Origin of the sequence: Pseudofrankia sp. DC12 (assembly GCF_000966285.1) — a bacterium.
In the GTDB taxonomy this organism is placed as follows: Bacteria; Actinomycetota; Actinomycetes; order Frankiales; family Frankiaceae; genus Pseudofrankia.
Window position 1 is genome coordinate 5566070 of record NZ_KQ031391.1, and the last position, 14882, is coordinate 5580951.

Annotated in this window: 12 protein-coding genes and 1 tRNA gene; 8 read left to right on the plus strand and 5 right to left on the minus strand. The window is 72.1% G+C overall.

Going from position 1 to position 14882, the window contains the following annotated elements; genetic code table 11:
- On the minus strand, positions 1–2568 hold the full coding sequence (locus tag FRADC12_RS22385) for a tetratricopeptide repeat protein (RefSeq protein WP_052711091.1): 2568 nt from the start codon (positions 2566–2568) through the stop codon (positions 1–3).
- 326 nt (positions 2569–2894) lie between these two features.
- On the opposite strand from FRADC12_RS22385, the gene FRADC12_RS22390 reads away from it, so the two are divergent.
- Positions 2895–4103: a DUF4349 domain-containing protein gene (locus FRADC12_RS22390; RefSeq protein ID WP_052711092.1), complete on the plus strand. Its 1209-nt coding sequence runs from the start codon at positions 2895–2897 to the stop codon at positions 4101–4103.
- Positions 4104–4166: 63 nt separating this feature from the next.
- On the opposite strand, the gene pgm is transcribed toward FRADC12_RS22390, so the two are convergent.
- Positions 4167–5843 (minus strand): phosphoglucomutase (alpha-D-glucose-1,6-bisphosphate-dependent), encoded by a 1677-nt coding sequence (gene pgm, locus FRADC12_RS22395; protein WP_045880045.1) that lies wholly within the window; start codon positions 5841–5843, stop codon positions 4167–4169.
- Between the two features lie 792 nt (positions 5844–6635).
- On the opposite strand from pgm, the gene nadD reads away from it, so the two are divergent.
- The 6 genes from nadD to FRADC12_RS35095 all read left to right on the plus strand — a co-directional run bounded on the left by nadD (position 6636) and on the right by FRADC12_RS35095 (position 10527).
- Positions 6636–7277 carry a nicotinate-nucleotide adenylyltransferase gene (gene nadD, locus FRADC12_RS22400; protein WP_045878111.1) on the plus strand — a complete coding sequence of 214 codons (642 nt, stop codon included), beginning with the start codon at positions 6636–6638 and terminating at the stop codon, positions 7275–7277.
- A gap of 344 nt (positions 7278–7621) precedes the next feature.
- Positions 7622–8089: a ribosome silencing factor gene (rsfS, locus tag FRADC12_RS22405; protein ID WP_045878112.1), complete on the plus strand. Its 468-nt coding sequence runs from the start codon at positions 7622–7624 to the stop codon at positions 8087–8089.
- On the plus strand, positions 8086–8841 hold the full coding sequence (locus FRADC12_RS22410; RefSeq protein WP_045880046.1) for a histidine phosphatase family protein: 756 nt from the start codon (positions 8086–8088) through the stop codon (positions 8839–8841). The genes rsfS and FRADC12_RS22410 overlap by 4 nt, the downstream gene beginning before the upstream one ends.
- A gap of 152 nt (positions 8842–8993) precedes the next feature.
- A tRNA-Ala gene (locus FRADC12_RS22415) sits at positions 8994–9070 on the plus strand.
- Positions 9071–9552: 482 nt separating this feature from the next.
- Positions 9553–10125, plus strand: a complete 573-nt coding sequence (locus FRADC12_RS22420; RefSeq protein ID WP_045878113.1) for a hemerythrin domain-containing protein — start codon at positions 9553–9555, stop codon at positions 10123–10125.
- Between the two features lie 87 nt (positions 10126–10212).
- Positions 10213–10527, plus strand: a complete 315-nt coding sequence (locus FRADC12_RS35095) for a PfkB family carbohydrate kinase (RefSeq protein ID WP_232303965.1) — start codon at positions 10213–10215, stop codon at positions 10525–10527.
- Positions 10528–10705: 178 nt separating this feature from the next.
- Here FRADC12_RS35095 and FRADC12_RS22430 read toward each other — a convergent pair whose 3' ends face one another.
- Positions 10706–11353: a TetR/AcrR family transcriptional regulator gene (locus FRADC12_RS22430; protein WP_045878115.1), complete on the minus strand. Its 648-nt coding sequence runs from the start codon at positions 11351–11353 to the stop codon at positions 10706–10708.
- Positions 11354–11545: 192 nt separating this feature from the next.
- Between FRADC12_RS22430 and FRADC12_RS22435 the strand changes: the two genes are divergently transcribed.
- Positions 11546–11959, plus strand: a complete 414-nt coding sequence (locus tag FRADC12_RS22435) for a nuclear transport factor 2 family protein (RefSeq protein ID WP_052711305.1) — start codon at positions 11546–11548, stop codon at positions 11957–11959.
- A gap of 285 nt (positions 11960–12244) precedes the next feature.
- Here the strand turns inward: FRADC12_RS22435 and FRADC12_RS22440 are convergent, their stop codons facing one another.
- Positions 12245–13066: a hypothetical protein gene (locus FRADC12_RS22440; RefSeq protein WP_045878116.1), complete on the minus strand. Its 822-nt coding sequence runs from the start codon at positions 13064–13066 to the stop codon at positions 12245–12247.
- Positions 13063–14802: a bifunctional lysylphosphatidylglycerol flippase/synthetase MprF gene (locus FRADC12_RS22445; protein WP_045878117.1), complete on the minus strand. Its 1740-nt coding sequence runs from the start codon at positions 14800–14802 to the stop codon at positions 13063–13065. Before FRADC12_RS22445 ends, FRADC12_RS22440 begins: the two co-directional genes overlap by 4 nt.
- Positions 14803–14882: the final 80 nt, after the last annotated feature.

Below are 14882 nucleotides of genomic sequence, written 5' to 3' on the forward strand. Positions count from 1 at the left end.
TCAGGCGTCGCCGGTGTGGAGGCCGAGCTCGCGAAGTGTGGCGAGGACCGCGTCGGCCTCGGCCAGGTGGTCCTGTTCGCGCAGGATCGCGAGGGCCTGCAACAGGGCGCCCTGTGCTCCGGCGGCGTCGTCCAGCGTGAGTCGGGCGGTAGCCAGCGCCCGCAGTGTGTTCGCCTCGCCGACCCGGTCGCCGCTGGTCTGGTGCACCACCAGCGATCGTTCGTAGTCCGCTGACGCCTCGGCCGCGTTGCCCATGGCAAGATGAACGTGGCCCAGGTCGCGCAGAATCAGGCCCTCGGCCTGTAGGTCGGTGCCCCGGCACAGATCGTAGGCCTCGTGGTACGCGCGCAGAGCGTCGTCGTACTGCCCGCGGGCCAGGTACGCGGGCGCGATCGCGTCCCGCAGCACGAATGCCTCGTCGCGATCGCGACTGCCAAGGGCTCGCCAGAGGTCGCGCGCCTGCTGGCCGAAGCTCAACGCCTGGTCATGGCGGCCGAGCTCCAGGGCGAGCTCGCCGAGGTTGGAGAGCGTCATCGCCTCGCCGACCTGGTCGCCGGTGCGCCGGGCGCCGGCCAGCGACTCCTCGTAGACCTCCCAGGCGCGGTCCAGGTGGCCCAGCGTGAGACAGGCGCCGCCGACGTTGGTCAGCGCCCACGCCTCGGCGGCCACATCCCCGGCCGCCCGCGCGGCCGCGACGGCGATTTCGCTCGCGGCCAGCCAGTCTGTGTCGAAGTGGCGCCGTTTGAAGAACGTGACGGGTGCGAGGGCGAGCTTCCAGGCGGCAACCGGGCGTGCCGTGGCCGCGGCCAGCTCGGTCATCGCGGTTAGGTTGTGCCGTTCGGCGTCGCACCAGGCGAGGGCCGCGTCGTGACCGCCGAACGCAGTCGTGGGGACCGCGGGCAGCGGGGCGTCGACCGGTACGTGCCGGCGTTGCGGGGCGAGCACGCGGTCGGCGGCGTCGGCGGCGCGCAGGTACCAGTCCAGCTCGCGGTCGAGCGCGTCCCGCCGGTCGTCGGCCGGTTCGTCCGCCCCGAGCCGCTCGGCCGCGTACTCGCGGACGAGGTCATGAAAGCGGTAGCGGCCACGGCTCGGCCGTTCCAGCACGCTGAACGCCACGAGGCTGTCCAGGGTGCGTCCTGCCGCGGCGGTCGGGATGCCCAGGAGCGCGGCTGCCGCGGCGGTGGGCAGCTCGCCGCCGGGGTGCAGCGCGAGCAGCCGGAACGCGCGGCGCAGCGGCTCGGAAAGGTTCCGATAGGACCAGGAGAAGACGGTGCGTACCGCTGAGCCCGGGTCTTCGTCGAGCCCGGCCAGCGCGTCCAGCCGGCCCCGGGCGTCGGCGAGCTCGTCGACCAGCTCGGCGAGGCTCAGCCCCGACAGCGTCGCCTGCTCGGCCGCGATCCGTAGCGCGAGCGGGAGGTAGCCGCACTGCCGGGCGAGTGCCGCTACCGGGTCACCCGGCACCGACGGGGGATCGTCATTCGTCCCGTCCACCGCCGGCTGGCCGAGGCCCGCGCTGGTGAGCGTGCGCAGCAGGGCTTCCGCGTGGATCGGCTCCAGCGGCTCCAGCGTTATCCGCGTCGCGCCGTCCTGCACTACCAGGCCGGAGAGCGGTCCCCTCGTCGTCACGATGGCGGCGCAGCCGGGCGGCGGCAGCAGCGCCCGGACCTGGTCGACATTCAGCGCGTTGTCGAGGATGACGAGCACCCGCCGTCCGTCCAGCAGGTACCGGTACAGCTCCCCGAGTCCGTGCAGGCCGGTCGGAATCCGGGCGTCGTCCGCGCCCAGCGCGCGCACGAACCGGTCCAGGGCCTCCTCGGCAGACAGCGGTGGCTGCGGACTGTAGCCGCGAAAGTCGACGTAGAGCTGCCCATCGGGGAACTGGTCGCGGACCCCGTGCGCGACGTGCACCGCGAAGCTGGTCTTGCCGACTCCGGCCGGACCGCTGATCACTCCGACGAATGCCCGGCGGTCATCCGGAGCGGCGAGGAGCTCGCTCAGCCGCTGGAAATGGTGGACCCGGTTGATGAACGCCGCGGCCTCGGGCGGGAGCTGACGCGGCACCCGCAGCGGCGCGGGTGCCGGCATCGCGCTGGTGCCGACGGGGGAGGCCTCGACCGCGTCGGCCAGCATCAGCTGCGCGATGGCCTGGACGAGGCCGGCCTCCACCTGGGCGGGACTGGTGACCAACGTCGCGGTCAGCCCGCTGTCGAGCACCCGCTGCCGGAAGGCGGTCTGGCGGGCTGCCCACGGATCGAGGGCTGGCACCGCACCCGCAGCCCCCGCATCGCCAGCATCGGCGGCGAGCTGTGCCGCGGCCTCGTCGACCAGGTACACCAGGCGCCGCTTTCCGAGCGCCGTCGCGGTGTCGAACTCCAGTTCGGTGTAAGACCGCTCGGGATCGTCGCGGACCGGTGAGCCGTACCGGGTGCCGATGATGCCGACATAGAGGTCGCAGTTCTCGACCAGCGAGACGCACAGTTTCGCGGGCGGCCGGTCGTCGGCGGCAAAGTACGCCATGTCGACGGGAGCGTGCCGCAGCCTTTTCACCGCGTCCTCGGCGGCCGTCACCCAGGAACGGTCCGCCGGCCAACGCCGCATGTCTCCGGTATGGCTCAGGAAGACGCGCCAAGGCTGCCCAAGATCCGACACAGCAGGAAGCTATCGCCTCGGCCCCGGGTCCGGGGTCAGAACCCCGGCACCACCCGGCTCGGCCACGCGGCCGCTCCGGTGTCGCCTGGTCGCGTGCCCGTGCCCGCGCCGTCGCCGCACGAGCCGGCAGACCGAGGCGGGTCGCTCGACGTTTTGCGCGGATGTGAACCGTTCGTGGATCAGGCGCGTCCAACGTCATGCGTGGTGCCCGGGGCGCACCGCCCGGACTGACGAGGAGCGCGGCCATGACCGTGGACGAGAGGCTGGACGCCCGGGAAGGCCCAGGTGCTGGCCGCACGGAGGTGGCCGAGGGACGGAGCCTCCCGTTGCCCGGCGGCCGCCGGTTACGGGTGACCGGCCGTCGCGTGCTCGCCGGCGTGGTCGGGCTGGCCGTCGTGGTCGCCCTGACAGCCGTGCTGGGCACGGCCGTCGGCTCCCACGGTGGCGAGAGCTCGAGCAGCAGCACGAGCGGTGCGGACATGGCCGTCCCGAAACCGGCCGAGGCTGCTGGGATCGGCGTGGGCGCCGACTCCGCCGGCCCGGCCGCTAGGGTGGCGGCGGTCCCCACGAACTCCGGTGTGGCACCCCCGACGAGCGGTGACTCGGGGGCGGGCCGGCCGGCCGGAGTCCAGCCGCGGATCGTCTGGACCGGTTCGGTCAGCGTCGAGGTGCTGGCCGGTGCCGTCGCTCCTTCCATCCGCAAGATCTCCGCCGCGGCACAGGGACTGGGCGGCTACCTTTCGGCCAGTCAGATCACCGGCACGGCGACGACCAGTGACGGCGTTCCGCAGTCCGCGACGATCTCCATCCGGGTGCCGGCCGCCTCGTTCGGCAAGCTGCAGGACGCCGTCACAAGCGTCGGCACCGTGAACTCGTCGACGACGTCCTCACAGGACGTCACCGCCCAGTACGTCGACCTGCAGGCCCGCGAGGACGCGCTGACGACCTCCCGGAGCACCTACCTGACCCTGCTGTCGAAGGCGACGACCATCGGCGACATCCTCGCCGTCCAGCAGCAGATCGACGGCGTGCAGACGCAGATCGAGCAGATCGAGGGCCAGCGCAAGGTCCTCGCCGACCAGAGCGATCTGGGCACCCTGACGATCGACCTCACCGAGAAGGGCGCCGAGGTCCACAAGCCGGGCCAGGAGAACGGGTTCGTGCACGCCTTCCGCGTCGCGGGCCGCAGCTTCCTGCGCGGCCTGGAGGGCATCATCTCCGCGCTGGGCGTGGTCGCCCTCATCGCGCTGGTCGGCGCCGTCCTCTACCTGCTCTACCGGCTGCCGGGCCGGCTCCGACGTCGTACCAGCGATCGCGCCGCCGGTGCGACGGGCGGCCGGGCGGTTCCCGCGGCACCTGTCGGCGCCGCGAACGCCAAGCCCGCCGAGGCGGCCGGCCGGCCGGTCGCCTCGGACGATGAGCCCTCCACCGGGACGACGAGCGGCGAGGGCTGACCCGGGTGGGCCTGGCCGTCGGGCGATGGTCAGGCCCACCTTCGCCGGCCCCGCGGTGTGCGGTCAGCCGCGGGCCAGCGCCGCGTCGACCATGGCCTGGGCCTCGGCGAGGACGGACTCCAGGTGGTCGGGGCCGCGGAAGCTCTCGGCGTAGATCTTGTAGACGTCCTCGGTGCCGGAAGGGCGGGCGGCGAACCAGGCGTCGTCGGCGACGACCTTGATCCCGCCGATCGGCGCCTCGTTGCCGGGGGCGTGGGTGAGCGTCGCGACGATCGGCTGGCCGCCGAGCGTGGCTGCGCCGAGCGCCTTGGGGGTCAGCTTCTTCAGGACGTCCTTCTGCGCGGCACTGGCCGGGGCGTCGACCCGCTGGTAGGCCGGGGCGCCGTACTTCTCGGTGAGCTCCTGGTAGAGCACGCCCGGGTCGCGCCCGGTGACGGCGGTGATCTCGGCGGCCAGCAGGCAGGCGATCAGCCCGTCCTTGTCGGTCGTCCACACCGTGCCGTCGGCCCGCAGGAACGACGCGCCGGCGCTCTCCTCGCCACCGAACCCCAGACTGCCGTCGGTCAACCCGGGGACGAACCACTTGAACCCGACCGGCACCTCGACGAGGTCCCGGCCCAGCCCGGCCGCCACCCGGTCGATCATGCTGGAGCTGACCAGGGTCTTGCCGATCGCGGTCGTCGGGGCCCAGTCGGTCCGGTGCGCGAACAGGTAGGAGATCGCCACGGCCAGGTAGTGGTTCGGGTTCAGCAGGCCGGCGCCGGGGGTGACGATGCCGTGCCGGTCGGCGTCCGCGTCGTTGGCGACCGCGACGTCGAAGCCGAGCCGCCCGTCCGCCGGCGTCGCGCCGGTCAGCCGCAGCAGCGACGCCATCGCGTAGGGCGAGGACGGGTCCATCCGGATCTTGCCGTCCCAGTCGCGGGTCATGAAGCCGAACGTCGGGTCGACCCGGTCGTTGACGACCGTCAGGTCCAGCTCGTAGCGCTCGGCGATCGCCTGCCAGTAACGCAGGCTGGCCCCGCCCAGCGGGTCGACGCCGATCCGGACGCCGGCGCCGCGTACGGCGCCCAGGTCGACGACCTCGACCAGGTCGTCGACGTAGGCGGTCACGTAGTCGTGCACCGTCGCGGCCGCGCGAGCCTTCTCGTACGGCAGCCGGCTCATCCCGGCCAGGCCCGCGCGCAGCAGCTCGTTCGCCCGGTTCTGGATCGCGCCGGTGACCTCGGTGCCCGCCGGGCCGCCGTGCGGCGGGTTGTACTTGAACCCGCCGTCGGTCGGCGGGTTGTGCGACGGGGTGACGACGATGCCGTCGGCCACCCCCGGCCGGCCGGACCGGTTGTGGGTGAGGATCGCGTGCGAGATCACCGGCGTGGGGGTGGCCTCGCCGTCCGGCGCGATCCGGACGTCGATCCCGTGCGCGGCCAGCACCTCCAGCGCGCTCTGGAGCGCGGGGGCGGACAGCGCGTGCGTGTCGATACCGACGAACAGCGGACCGTCGAAGCCGGCTGCCGACCGGTACTCGCAGATCGCCTGGGTCGTCGCCAGGATGTGGTCGGCGTTGAACGAGCCGTTCAGTGAGGAGCCACGGTGGCCGGACGTCCCGAACGCGACCTGCTGCGCCGGGTCGGCGGCGTCCGGGTGGACGTCGTGGTAGGCGGCGATCAGGGCGTCGACGTCGACAAGCTCGGCCGGGTCCGCCGGCTTGCCGGCGAACGGGCTGAGGCCCGGGCTTACCGCCACGGCCGGATCCGGCGGTGCGCGAGCGGCCGGCCGGGCGTGCCCGAGCCGGGCGGCGCGGGCCGGGGCGGCGCGGAGTCGGGCCGCGCGGCCGACAGCGGCCGGCTTGAGCCGCCAGGACGCGCCGGGCCAGGCCGAGTCGCATGGCGCCCGCTGGGGCGCGAGCCGGGTACCGGCATGGTCGGCCTCCAATACCGCCAGGGCGCCCGCCCGGTGGCGCCGTGCGTCTGGGCGGGCCAGGTGTTGACCGGTGGTGCGGGCACTGTTTCCGCTGTTCCGACGTGGGGCACGTCGAGCCGGGCGGTTCAGGTCCACCGCCGTGGGCGCGAGCCGTTGTGACCAGTGCCTCCGTCGGCGCCCCCGAGCCTAGCCGCCAGGAGGCCACTCGGTGGGGCTCTTTGGCGTCGACGGGGTTACCAACCGGTGACTCGTCGCCGACGGGCCTCCTACCACCGCGTTGTCGGGCTGCCTCCACTCCCGCGGTCGGTACTCCGCACTTGTGTGGTCGGTACTCCGCACTTGTGTGGTCGGTACTCCGCGTCCGCACGGTGCGACGCATGTCAGCCGGCCCGAGCGGGGCCGCCTCTGTCAAGGGTATGGCGCGAGTCACTCCCTGCGGTTCCATCCCGGCTGAGCGGGGCGCGTCGTCCGCGTACGGCGTTACTGTCCGACGGTGCCAAACAAGGGCCTTCGCGACCGCGGCGAGGCAGCGCCGCCACGGTGGCTCCGGCTGACGGCCGGCCGGCGGATCCCCGACGGCCGGGCGCTGTCGCCCGCGCCGGACCCGAGGTACCGATGAGCGGCGGTGGCACGGCGCCCCTGGTGCGACGGCTCGGCGTCATGGGCGGAACGTTCGACCCGGTCCACAACGGCCACCTCGTCGCGGCGAGCGAGGTCGCCGCGCTGTTCGTTCTCGACGCGGTCGTCTTCGTTCCCAGCGGCCAGCCCTGGCAGAAGGCGGACCGCGAGGTCTCGCCGGCCGAGGACCGCTATCTCATGACGTTCCTCGCCACCGCGGGCAACCCGCAGTTCACCGTCAGCCGCATCGACATCGACCGAGGCGGCCTGACCTACACGATCGACACGCTGCGCGAGCTGAAGGAGCAGTACCCGGACGCGGAGCTCTTCTTCATCACCGGCGCCGACGCGCTCGCCCAGATCCTCACCTGGCGTGACGTCCACGAGCTGTTCCCGCTCGCGCACTTCGTCGGCGTGACCCGGCCGGGCTATGTGCTGACCTTCGACGCCAGCCTGCCGGCCCAGTCCCTGAGCCTGCTGGAGGTGCCGGCGCTGGCGATCTCGTCGTCCGACATCCGCGACCGCGTCGGCCGCGGCGCGCCCATCTGGTACCTGACCCCGGACGCGGTCGTCCGGTACATCGTGAAGCGGGGCCTCTACCAGCCCCACTCCGGCGGCCTTCCCGCTGGCCAGGGCTGAGGCGCTCGTTCTCCCCGTTCCGGTAGCGGCGGGGCGCCCGGCGGACCACGGTCCACGTCGGGCTCCGCCGGCCGGCGCTGTGCGACCCTGGTAGGCGGGCCTGGGCGAACGGGCCGGTCAGACGGCCGTTCGGCCAGCCCGGACGGCCTTGCCCCGGCCGTCGGGGCGGGCTCGGTCCTGGTCTGTCGGCGGTGACCCTGGTCACGGGCCAGACGAACCGGGGCAATACCGCCGTGACCTCCCGTGCGTCGACGGCTACCGTGTCCTGGTTGGCGTCGTGTGCCCGCGGACGACGGCGCCCCGCTCCGCCACACCGGCGACCAACCTCTTGGAGAACTCGTAGCGTGACCGCTTCCCCCCGGGCCGTCGAACTCGCCCTCATCGCGGCACAGGCCGCCGCCGACAAGCTCGCGAAGGACATCACGGTCCTGGACGTCAGCGACCGGCTGGCCCTCACGGACTGCTTCGTGCTCGCCTCCGCCGACAACGAACGGCAGGTCAAGGCCGTCGTCGACGAGGTCGAGGAGAAGCTGCGCCTGATCGGGGTCAAGCCGCTGCGCCGCGAGGGCGAGCGGGAGGGCCGGTGGGTGCTGCTCGACTTCGTCGAGATCGTCGTGCACGTCCAGCGCACCGAGGAGCGCGACTTCTACGACCTCGAGCGGCTCTGGAAGGACTGCCCACAGATCGAGTTCACCGACCGGGACGCCGCGGCCAGGACCGCCGTCCCCGTCGGCGGCGGCTCCGGAGCCGGAGTCGGCAGTGCCGGGTGTGGCTCCCTCGGCGACCCGAGCGGGCGGGCCGGCTCCTGGTGAGGCTGCTGCTCCTGCGGCATGGCCGGACGGGCTGGAACGACTCCGGGCGCTTCCAGGGCCAGGCTGACCCGCCGCTGGACGAGGTCGGCCGAGCGCAGGCCGCGCGGGTAGCGCCCGTCATCGCCGCGATGCGGCCCGACCTGGTGGTCTCCTCCGACCTGATCCGCTGCCGCGCGACCGCCGAGCTGATCGGGCTGCCCTACCGGTCGGACGCCAGGCTGCGTGAGATCGACCTCGGTCGATGGTCCGGGCTGAACTCCGAGGAGGCAAGCCGGCTCTATCCCGAGGAGGACGCCGCCTGGCGGCGCGGCGAGGACATCCGTCGCGGGGGAGGCGAGACCTACTTCGAGGTGGCGGACCGGGCCGGCGCGCTGTTCGACGAGCTCGTCGCCGCTGGACTCCCGGGCGGCCCGGACAGCCTCGTGCTGTTCGTGCTGCACGGAGGCACCGCCCGGTCGCTCATCGGCCACCTGCTCGGGCTGCCGCCGGACACCTGGTGGCACTTCGGTCCGCTGGCCAACTGCCGGTGGACCCTGTTGGGCAGCGAGCACGGACGGTTCCGCGTCCGGGAGCACAATGTCGGGGTCCCGCGAGCTGGTAAGGTCGACTTCGATCCGCGGCCCGGGGCCACTTCGGTGGTGCTACCCAGCCAGACGGTGATGATCGGCGATGGCCTGGTCGGCGAGGGCTCCGCCTCGGCGCCGGACACGGATCCGATAGACTCGCCGACACGGCCGCAACCGGCCCGCTGACCACCGGTCGGTCGCACGGGAGGTCTCCCGTGCAGGTCGGCTGAGCCGAGCGGCAGGGTAGTAAAGTACGGACACGGACGGCAAAGACGGCTAAACACCGACCAGCGGAACGTGTAGTACAGTAAGGCCCCCGGCAGGGGAAAAACGAATATGGGGCTGTGGCGCAGTCTGGTAGCGCATCACACTGGCAGTGTGAGGGTCAGGGGTTCGAATCCCCTCAGCTCCACCAAAGTTGCCAAGTTCGAAACATGATCTTGATGGCTCTGGGTTTTGGAAGTCGATGCGCCGTTCGGGTGAAGCCCGGGCGGCATTTTGCTGTGCCCTTTGAGGGTCCAGTCGTGCTGTGGTCGAGTTCGATGGTGGTTTGTGTGGGGGAATGCGGGTCTGGCCCGTCGGAGCGGTCTGGGAAGCACCGAGCGTTGATCAGGTTGTCGGTGGCGCCGAGGGCCTCGACGGTCGAGACGAGAAGGTAGGGCTGCCGGCATTTACCAGCTTGGCAGCCGAGGCAGTAAAGGTGGGGACAGGCGCCACCGTGCCGGCGGTGGCGTTCATGATGCCGAACCGTGAGCCGCGGTGACCGTCGGCGTCGTAGCGCTGCGTAACAGGACAATCTCCTCGAAAACGCGTCCGTGTGAGCGGTTAGGCCCGAAGCGCAGGGGCATGGCGAGACCTGCGCACAGAACGAACAACCGGCACCGCGAGGAGGAAGCCATGACGATGAGTGAAGCCGACGTCGAGCGGGCCCGAGCGGCCGCGCTGCCAGCGGACGACGTCGTGGCCGTCCTGCTCAACCAGCACGCTCGTATTCGTGACCTGTTCGCCGAGGTCCGGACCGAGACGGGTCAGCACAAGCAGCAGGCCTTCGACGAGCTGCGCGCCCTGCTCGCGGTCCACGAGACCGCCGAGGAGATGATCGTTCGACCGGTAACCTCGCAGGTCGAGAAGGCCGTCGCCACGGCCCGCGACCACGAGGAGGACGAAGCCAGCCACGTTCTCAAGGCGCTGGAGAAGATGGACGTCAACAGCGCCGAGTTCGACGCCAGGCTGGCCGACTTCGAGCGCGCGGTCTCCGATCACGCCGAGCACGAGGAGAGCGAGGAGTTTCCGCGGGTGCGGGGCGTTCGCGACGAGGAGGAGCTCGAGAAGATGGGCCGCCGGCTGCGCACGGCGGAGAAGATCGCTCCCACCCACCCGCATCCGTCCACCGCGGGTTCGACCGCCGCGCAGTGGACCGTGGGGCCTGTCGCGTCGATCATCGATCGCGTCCGCGACGCGGTGCGTTGAGCGCACGCCGTCGCCTCGACCGAGCCGTCGGCTGGCCGGCGCTACTGGGTGTCAGCGCCGGCCAGCAGGTCGATGAGCTGTCGCGCGTTGGTCTGCGCGTTAGCGCCGACGTTCCACCTGGTTGACCACCACGGCGCGGGCGACTCGATGACCGCGGGGATCACCGCCGCGCTCGCCCGGGGCGCGGACATGATCAAGGCTCTGCGGCTCGGTGCCGCCTCCGGTTCGCTCAACACGACCCGGCCTGGGTTGGCGACCGGCGAGCGCGATCCGCAGCTCGGTCGGCATCGCCGGGTCGGGCTCGACCACGATGACGCCGGCCCCCAGCGCGACCAGCGCGGCGGTCAGCTTTCCGGTTCCGGCGCCGAGATCGAGCACTCGCGGGGCCGGGTGCGGGCTTGAGCGCCCAGCGCACCGCGGCGTGCGCATAGTCGGGGCGGTGCTTCGCGTACGCGGTCGCCGCCGGGCCGAACGACGAGGCCAGCCGGGTGTCCTGGTCCTCGCCGCCATCCCATTTTGCGCCGCACTCTGGCGGGCCGACCTTTGCGATCGCGGAACCAACCGTTCGGTGACGCCTCGCTTAGGGCGTTCCCAGGAGGGCGGTGATGGCCTTTCCGCACAGTTCGCGGACGCGAGCCGGGTCGGCCGCGTCCGGGTGGGAGAGGGACAGCGCAGCCACTCCACGTGCCATGCCCATGATGAGCAGGGCCGCCGCGTCGGCGTCGACGTGCGGCTGGATGGAGCCTTCGTGCTGCCCCTGCTGGATGACGTGCGTCAGGGCCGCGTGAGTCGCCTCGTCGGCGCGGATCATCGCTGGTAGATCGCTTCCTGAGGGGAAGGTGGCGCCCCACATGACGACGACGGCCCGTTCTTCGACGCTCCCGCCGGAACTCACGATCTTGATGTAGGTCTCGATGATCGCGCGCAGCAGCTCAAGTCGGGGAAGCCGCTCGATGTCGTCATCGGTCAGGTGAAGGGCCGCGATCGTCGCTTCGAAGGTCCGTCCGTACGCGTGGTCGATCAGCCGGCCGACCAGGCCATCCTTCGACCCGAAGTGGTAGGCGGGCATCGCTCGGCTGATGCCGGCACGGACTCCGACGCCGCGTAGCGACGCCCGATCGATGCCGACCTCGGCGATGAGCTCCGCCGCCGCCTGCAGCAACGCCGCCTCGGATGCCGCGCGGCGCTCGGCCTGCGTGCGTCGGAGTCCGCTGGCAGACGCACTCATGGCTGACAGCCTACGAAAGATGCCTGACGACCGACAAGTTTTGACTTGCCTGCCGCCTGGCAGCTACGTTCAGACTCTCGTGATCAACCGCGACGGATGACGTCGCTGGTCGCGGGCGACGGCTGGCGCCACCGTCTCGTCGGCGGCGTGCGCAGGCGCGGCCTTGCTCCGAAGGGAATGGTGATGACGCCCATGGATGACATCGAGGCGATCAAGCAGCTCAAGGCCAGGTACTGCCGATTACTCGACACGAAGGACTGGGAGGGTTATCGCCAGGTCCTCACGGATGACGTCGTTATCGACACCACGGATTACGGTGGAAATGTCGTCACCGGTGGGGATGCCTTTCTGGAGTTCCTTCGGGTCGCGCTCGCGGACACTGTCACGGTCCATCAGTGCCATACCCCGGAGATCACCATGACCTCGCCGTCGTCGGCGGACGGTATTTGGGCGATGGAGGATCGGGTTCGTTTCCCGGACGGAACCGATCTCAACGGGTTCGGCCACTACCACGAGACCTATGAGAAGGCCGACGGCACCTGGCGGATCAAGGCCTCGAAACTGACCCGTCTCCGGATGGACTTCGCCAAGCCGGCGAGCGGCTGACCTGGCCCACCTTCCGGCGGCGCTGCGCGACCGGGTCGTCCGCGCCGTGTTGGGCCTCTAGACCTGTCTTCCGCACATGGGGTTTCGATGCCCCGGCCGATGCCATTTTTGATCATGAAGTGGGGCTCGCATCGACAACCCGCACCCGCTGTGATCGAACGAGTTGAATCCTGTCAGATTTCACCCTCCGGACGCCCGGCAGCCGGACGGTGGGCCGACAAGAGATCGCTCGTCCTGACCATAGGGTGCAGGTGCGGAGAACAAGTCCAGAGGGCGCCGGCCGTACTACGTGGTGGCGTGCACGGGAGCGTTTGCGCCTTCCGATCTGGACAGCACGAGGGTCGCGCCGAGCACCGCGACCAGCGACAGCGCCAGCGCGGGCCACCAGCCCGACCGGACCGTGTCCCCCAGCACGGACAGCCCCACGACGGCCGGGACGACGACCTCGACCGACCAGAGCGTCGCGGTCACGGCCGTCACCTCGCCCCGCTCAAGCGCCTGGGCGTAGGCGTAGGTTCCCGCCGCGCCGTACAGCAGCACGGCGTAGGCCAGCGGCTGTTCCAGCAGGCGCACGAGCCCGGTCGCCTGACCCTGCAGGGCGCGGGCGCCGAGGGCCGCGCCCGAGTACGCCAGCCCGGCCAGGAGCGCCAGGCCCAAGGGCTCGGTCCCGCGGGCCAGGGCCGCCGGCACCAGCAGCGCGACCGCGCCGACGAGCAGCCCGAGCCGGACGGCACCGCTGGTCGTCGTCGCCGGCTGGTGGCCGCCGCAGCCGGCCAGCACCACGAGGGCGGTGACGAGCACCCCGACGGCGACGGCGGCCGAACGTCGCAGCGGCACCCGCAGCACGACGAAGCCCAGCACGGCGGTGACCGCCAGGGAGCCGGCCAGGACCGACTGGACGACGAACAGCGGCAGGTGCCGCAACGCCAGCAGCGACAACAGCCAGGCGACGCCGTCGAACAGCAGCCCGAGGAGGTACGCCGGGTGCCGCAGCAGGTCGGCGACCGCGGCGCCGCGTCCGGCCGCGTGGGCCTGCAGCACGCTGCTGGTCCCGTAGAGAACCGCCGCCGCGACGGCGGCCGCGAGGGACCAGGCGAACGCGATCACGAACTGCCGCCGGCGGAGAGGAAACGGCCGATGACCGGAATCTCGTCGACCCCTTCCGCCTCGGCGATGGTGATGCCCTGGACCGCGGCGTGCTCCAGCGCGTCCAGCAGGACGTAGCGGGGCCGCCACTGGGGACGGTACTTCTCGTTGAAGTGCCAGAGTGACTCGATCTGGGCATGTTCCGACAGCCGGTGCAGCGCGTTCCGCAACAGCGCCGTGCCGCGCCCCGGGCTCTCGTCGGCCAGGATGGCGCGCAGGATCGCGAAGTTGAGACCCAGGCCGCGCTCGCCCCGCTCGCGCAGGTGGATCGCCGTGGCGATGACCATGAAGTCGGTGACGCCGTTGGGGGTGTCGGGGTCCGCCGAACGCCGCATCACGTCCAGTGACCAGCCGTCGATGTCGCTGGACGGCACCCACTGGATGAACCCCAGCGGGGCACCCGCCGGGTCGTGCGCGACCGTCAGCAGCAGTCCGGTGTCCAGCGGGTCGAACAGGCGCGACAGGGTCATCGAGAACCCACGCTCGGCGTCGCCGTGCCGGGTGTCACCGGCCAGGCCGGTCAGCGCCGCCGCGAGTTCCCCGCCGAGCCGCGCGGGGTCGTGGAAGCTGACCGTGCAGCCGGCCTTCGTGAGCCGGTTGTGCGCGCCGCGCAAACTCTTCATCGTCCGGCCTTCCAGGGTGAACGCCGCGCAGTCCAGGATCGCCTCGTCACCCAGGTAGACCGGCCGCAGGCCAACCTCCTCATAGCGGGGCAGCCAGTCGCGGGAGGCGCCGACGACGGCGAGCGACCAGCCGTGCCGCTCGGCGTAGGCACTGAAGTCCGCCCAGACCTGCTCCCGGTCGACGACCGGCCCGATGGGGTCGGGGGAGACCAGGCAGACCCCGTTGCGCACCGCGAACGCGACGACGCTGTTGCCGCTGAACATCCACTGCTTGTCGTCCCGCAGCGCGAAGTACGCCAGCGTGTCGCCGCCATGGGCCGCGACGACCGCGCGGGCCCGCTCCCGGTCGGCCAGGTGCGCGGCCTGGCCGCGCGGAACGGGCAGCCGGGGGGACAGGACCAGCCACCCGACGGTGATCAGAAGCGCGAGCCCGGCGCTGGTGAGTGCCGGCGTCACGAAGGTCCCGGCCGGCAGCGGGGCCTGGTCGTCGCCGGCCAGCCGCTCGACGACCGCGCGGGCCGACTCCCCGGCGTGCTGATGCCCGCCGACCGCCAGCACGAAGCCCGTGGCCGCGCCCACCGCCACGACCGCTCCCGAGCCGGCCAGCAGCAGCGCCCGTCGCACCGTCGCGGCGTTCGCCCGGACGGGGAAGGCCGCCCGCTGCCAGCACAGCAGGCCACCGACCAGCACGTTCACCGCCGCCGCCTCGAACTGCAGGCCGCGCAGCAGATGCAGTGCCGCCGACCCGGCCAGGGCGGCCTCGGTACCGAGCAGCGCGAGCCGCTGCCCACGGCGCAGCCCCCGCCCGAGCAGGCACAGCGCGGCGGCGACGAAGACCAGGGCGGCGCCGGCGGTCTGCGGCAGCTCGACCGGGAGCACCTCGACGAGGGCGACGAGCCGGCCCCGGGGAGCGGGCAGCAGCGCCGTCGCGACGTCCAACGCGGCGACCGCGACGGCCCCCAGGGCGGCCAGTCGGCGGACCCGCTCGCGCTGCCGGCGCCCGGCGGCCAGGGTGCGGCCCCGGTGGAACCTGGGCAGCGTGGCGCTCGGGAGCTGCGTTTCGACGTCGACCACTACGCCCGCCGCCTGCCTTTCGAATGAGGCCTCGGACCCGGTCCCTGGAGTCACATGAATATCGACGGCCCGCCCTGATC

Excerpts from the sequence above, each read along its gene's own strand:
- FRADC12_RS22430 (WP_045878115.1), bottom strand. The coding sequence starts at position 11,353 with ATGAGTGCGTCTGCCAGCGGACTCCGACGCACGCAGGCCGAGCGCCGC.
- FRADC12_RS22390 (WP_052711092.1), top strand. The coding sequence starts at position 2,895 with ATGACCGTGGACGAGAGGCTGGACGCCCGGGAAGGCCCAGGTGCTGGC.
- nadD (WP_045878111.1), top strand. The coding sequence starts at position 6,636 with ATGAGCGGCGGTGGCACGGCGCCCCTGGTGCGACGGCTCGGCGTCATG.
- FRADC12_RS22420 (WP_045878113.1), top strand. The coding sequence starts at position 9,553 with ATGACGATGAGTGAAGCCGACGTCGAGCGGGCCCGAGCGGCCGCGCTG.
- FRADC12_RS22435 (WP_052711305.1), top strand. The coding sequence starts at position 11,546 with ATGGATGACATCGAGGCGATCAAGCAGCTCAAGGCCAGGTACTGCCGA.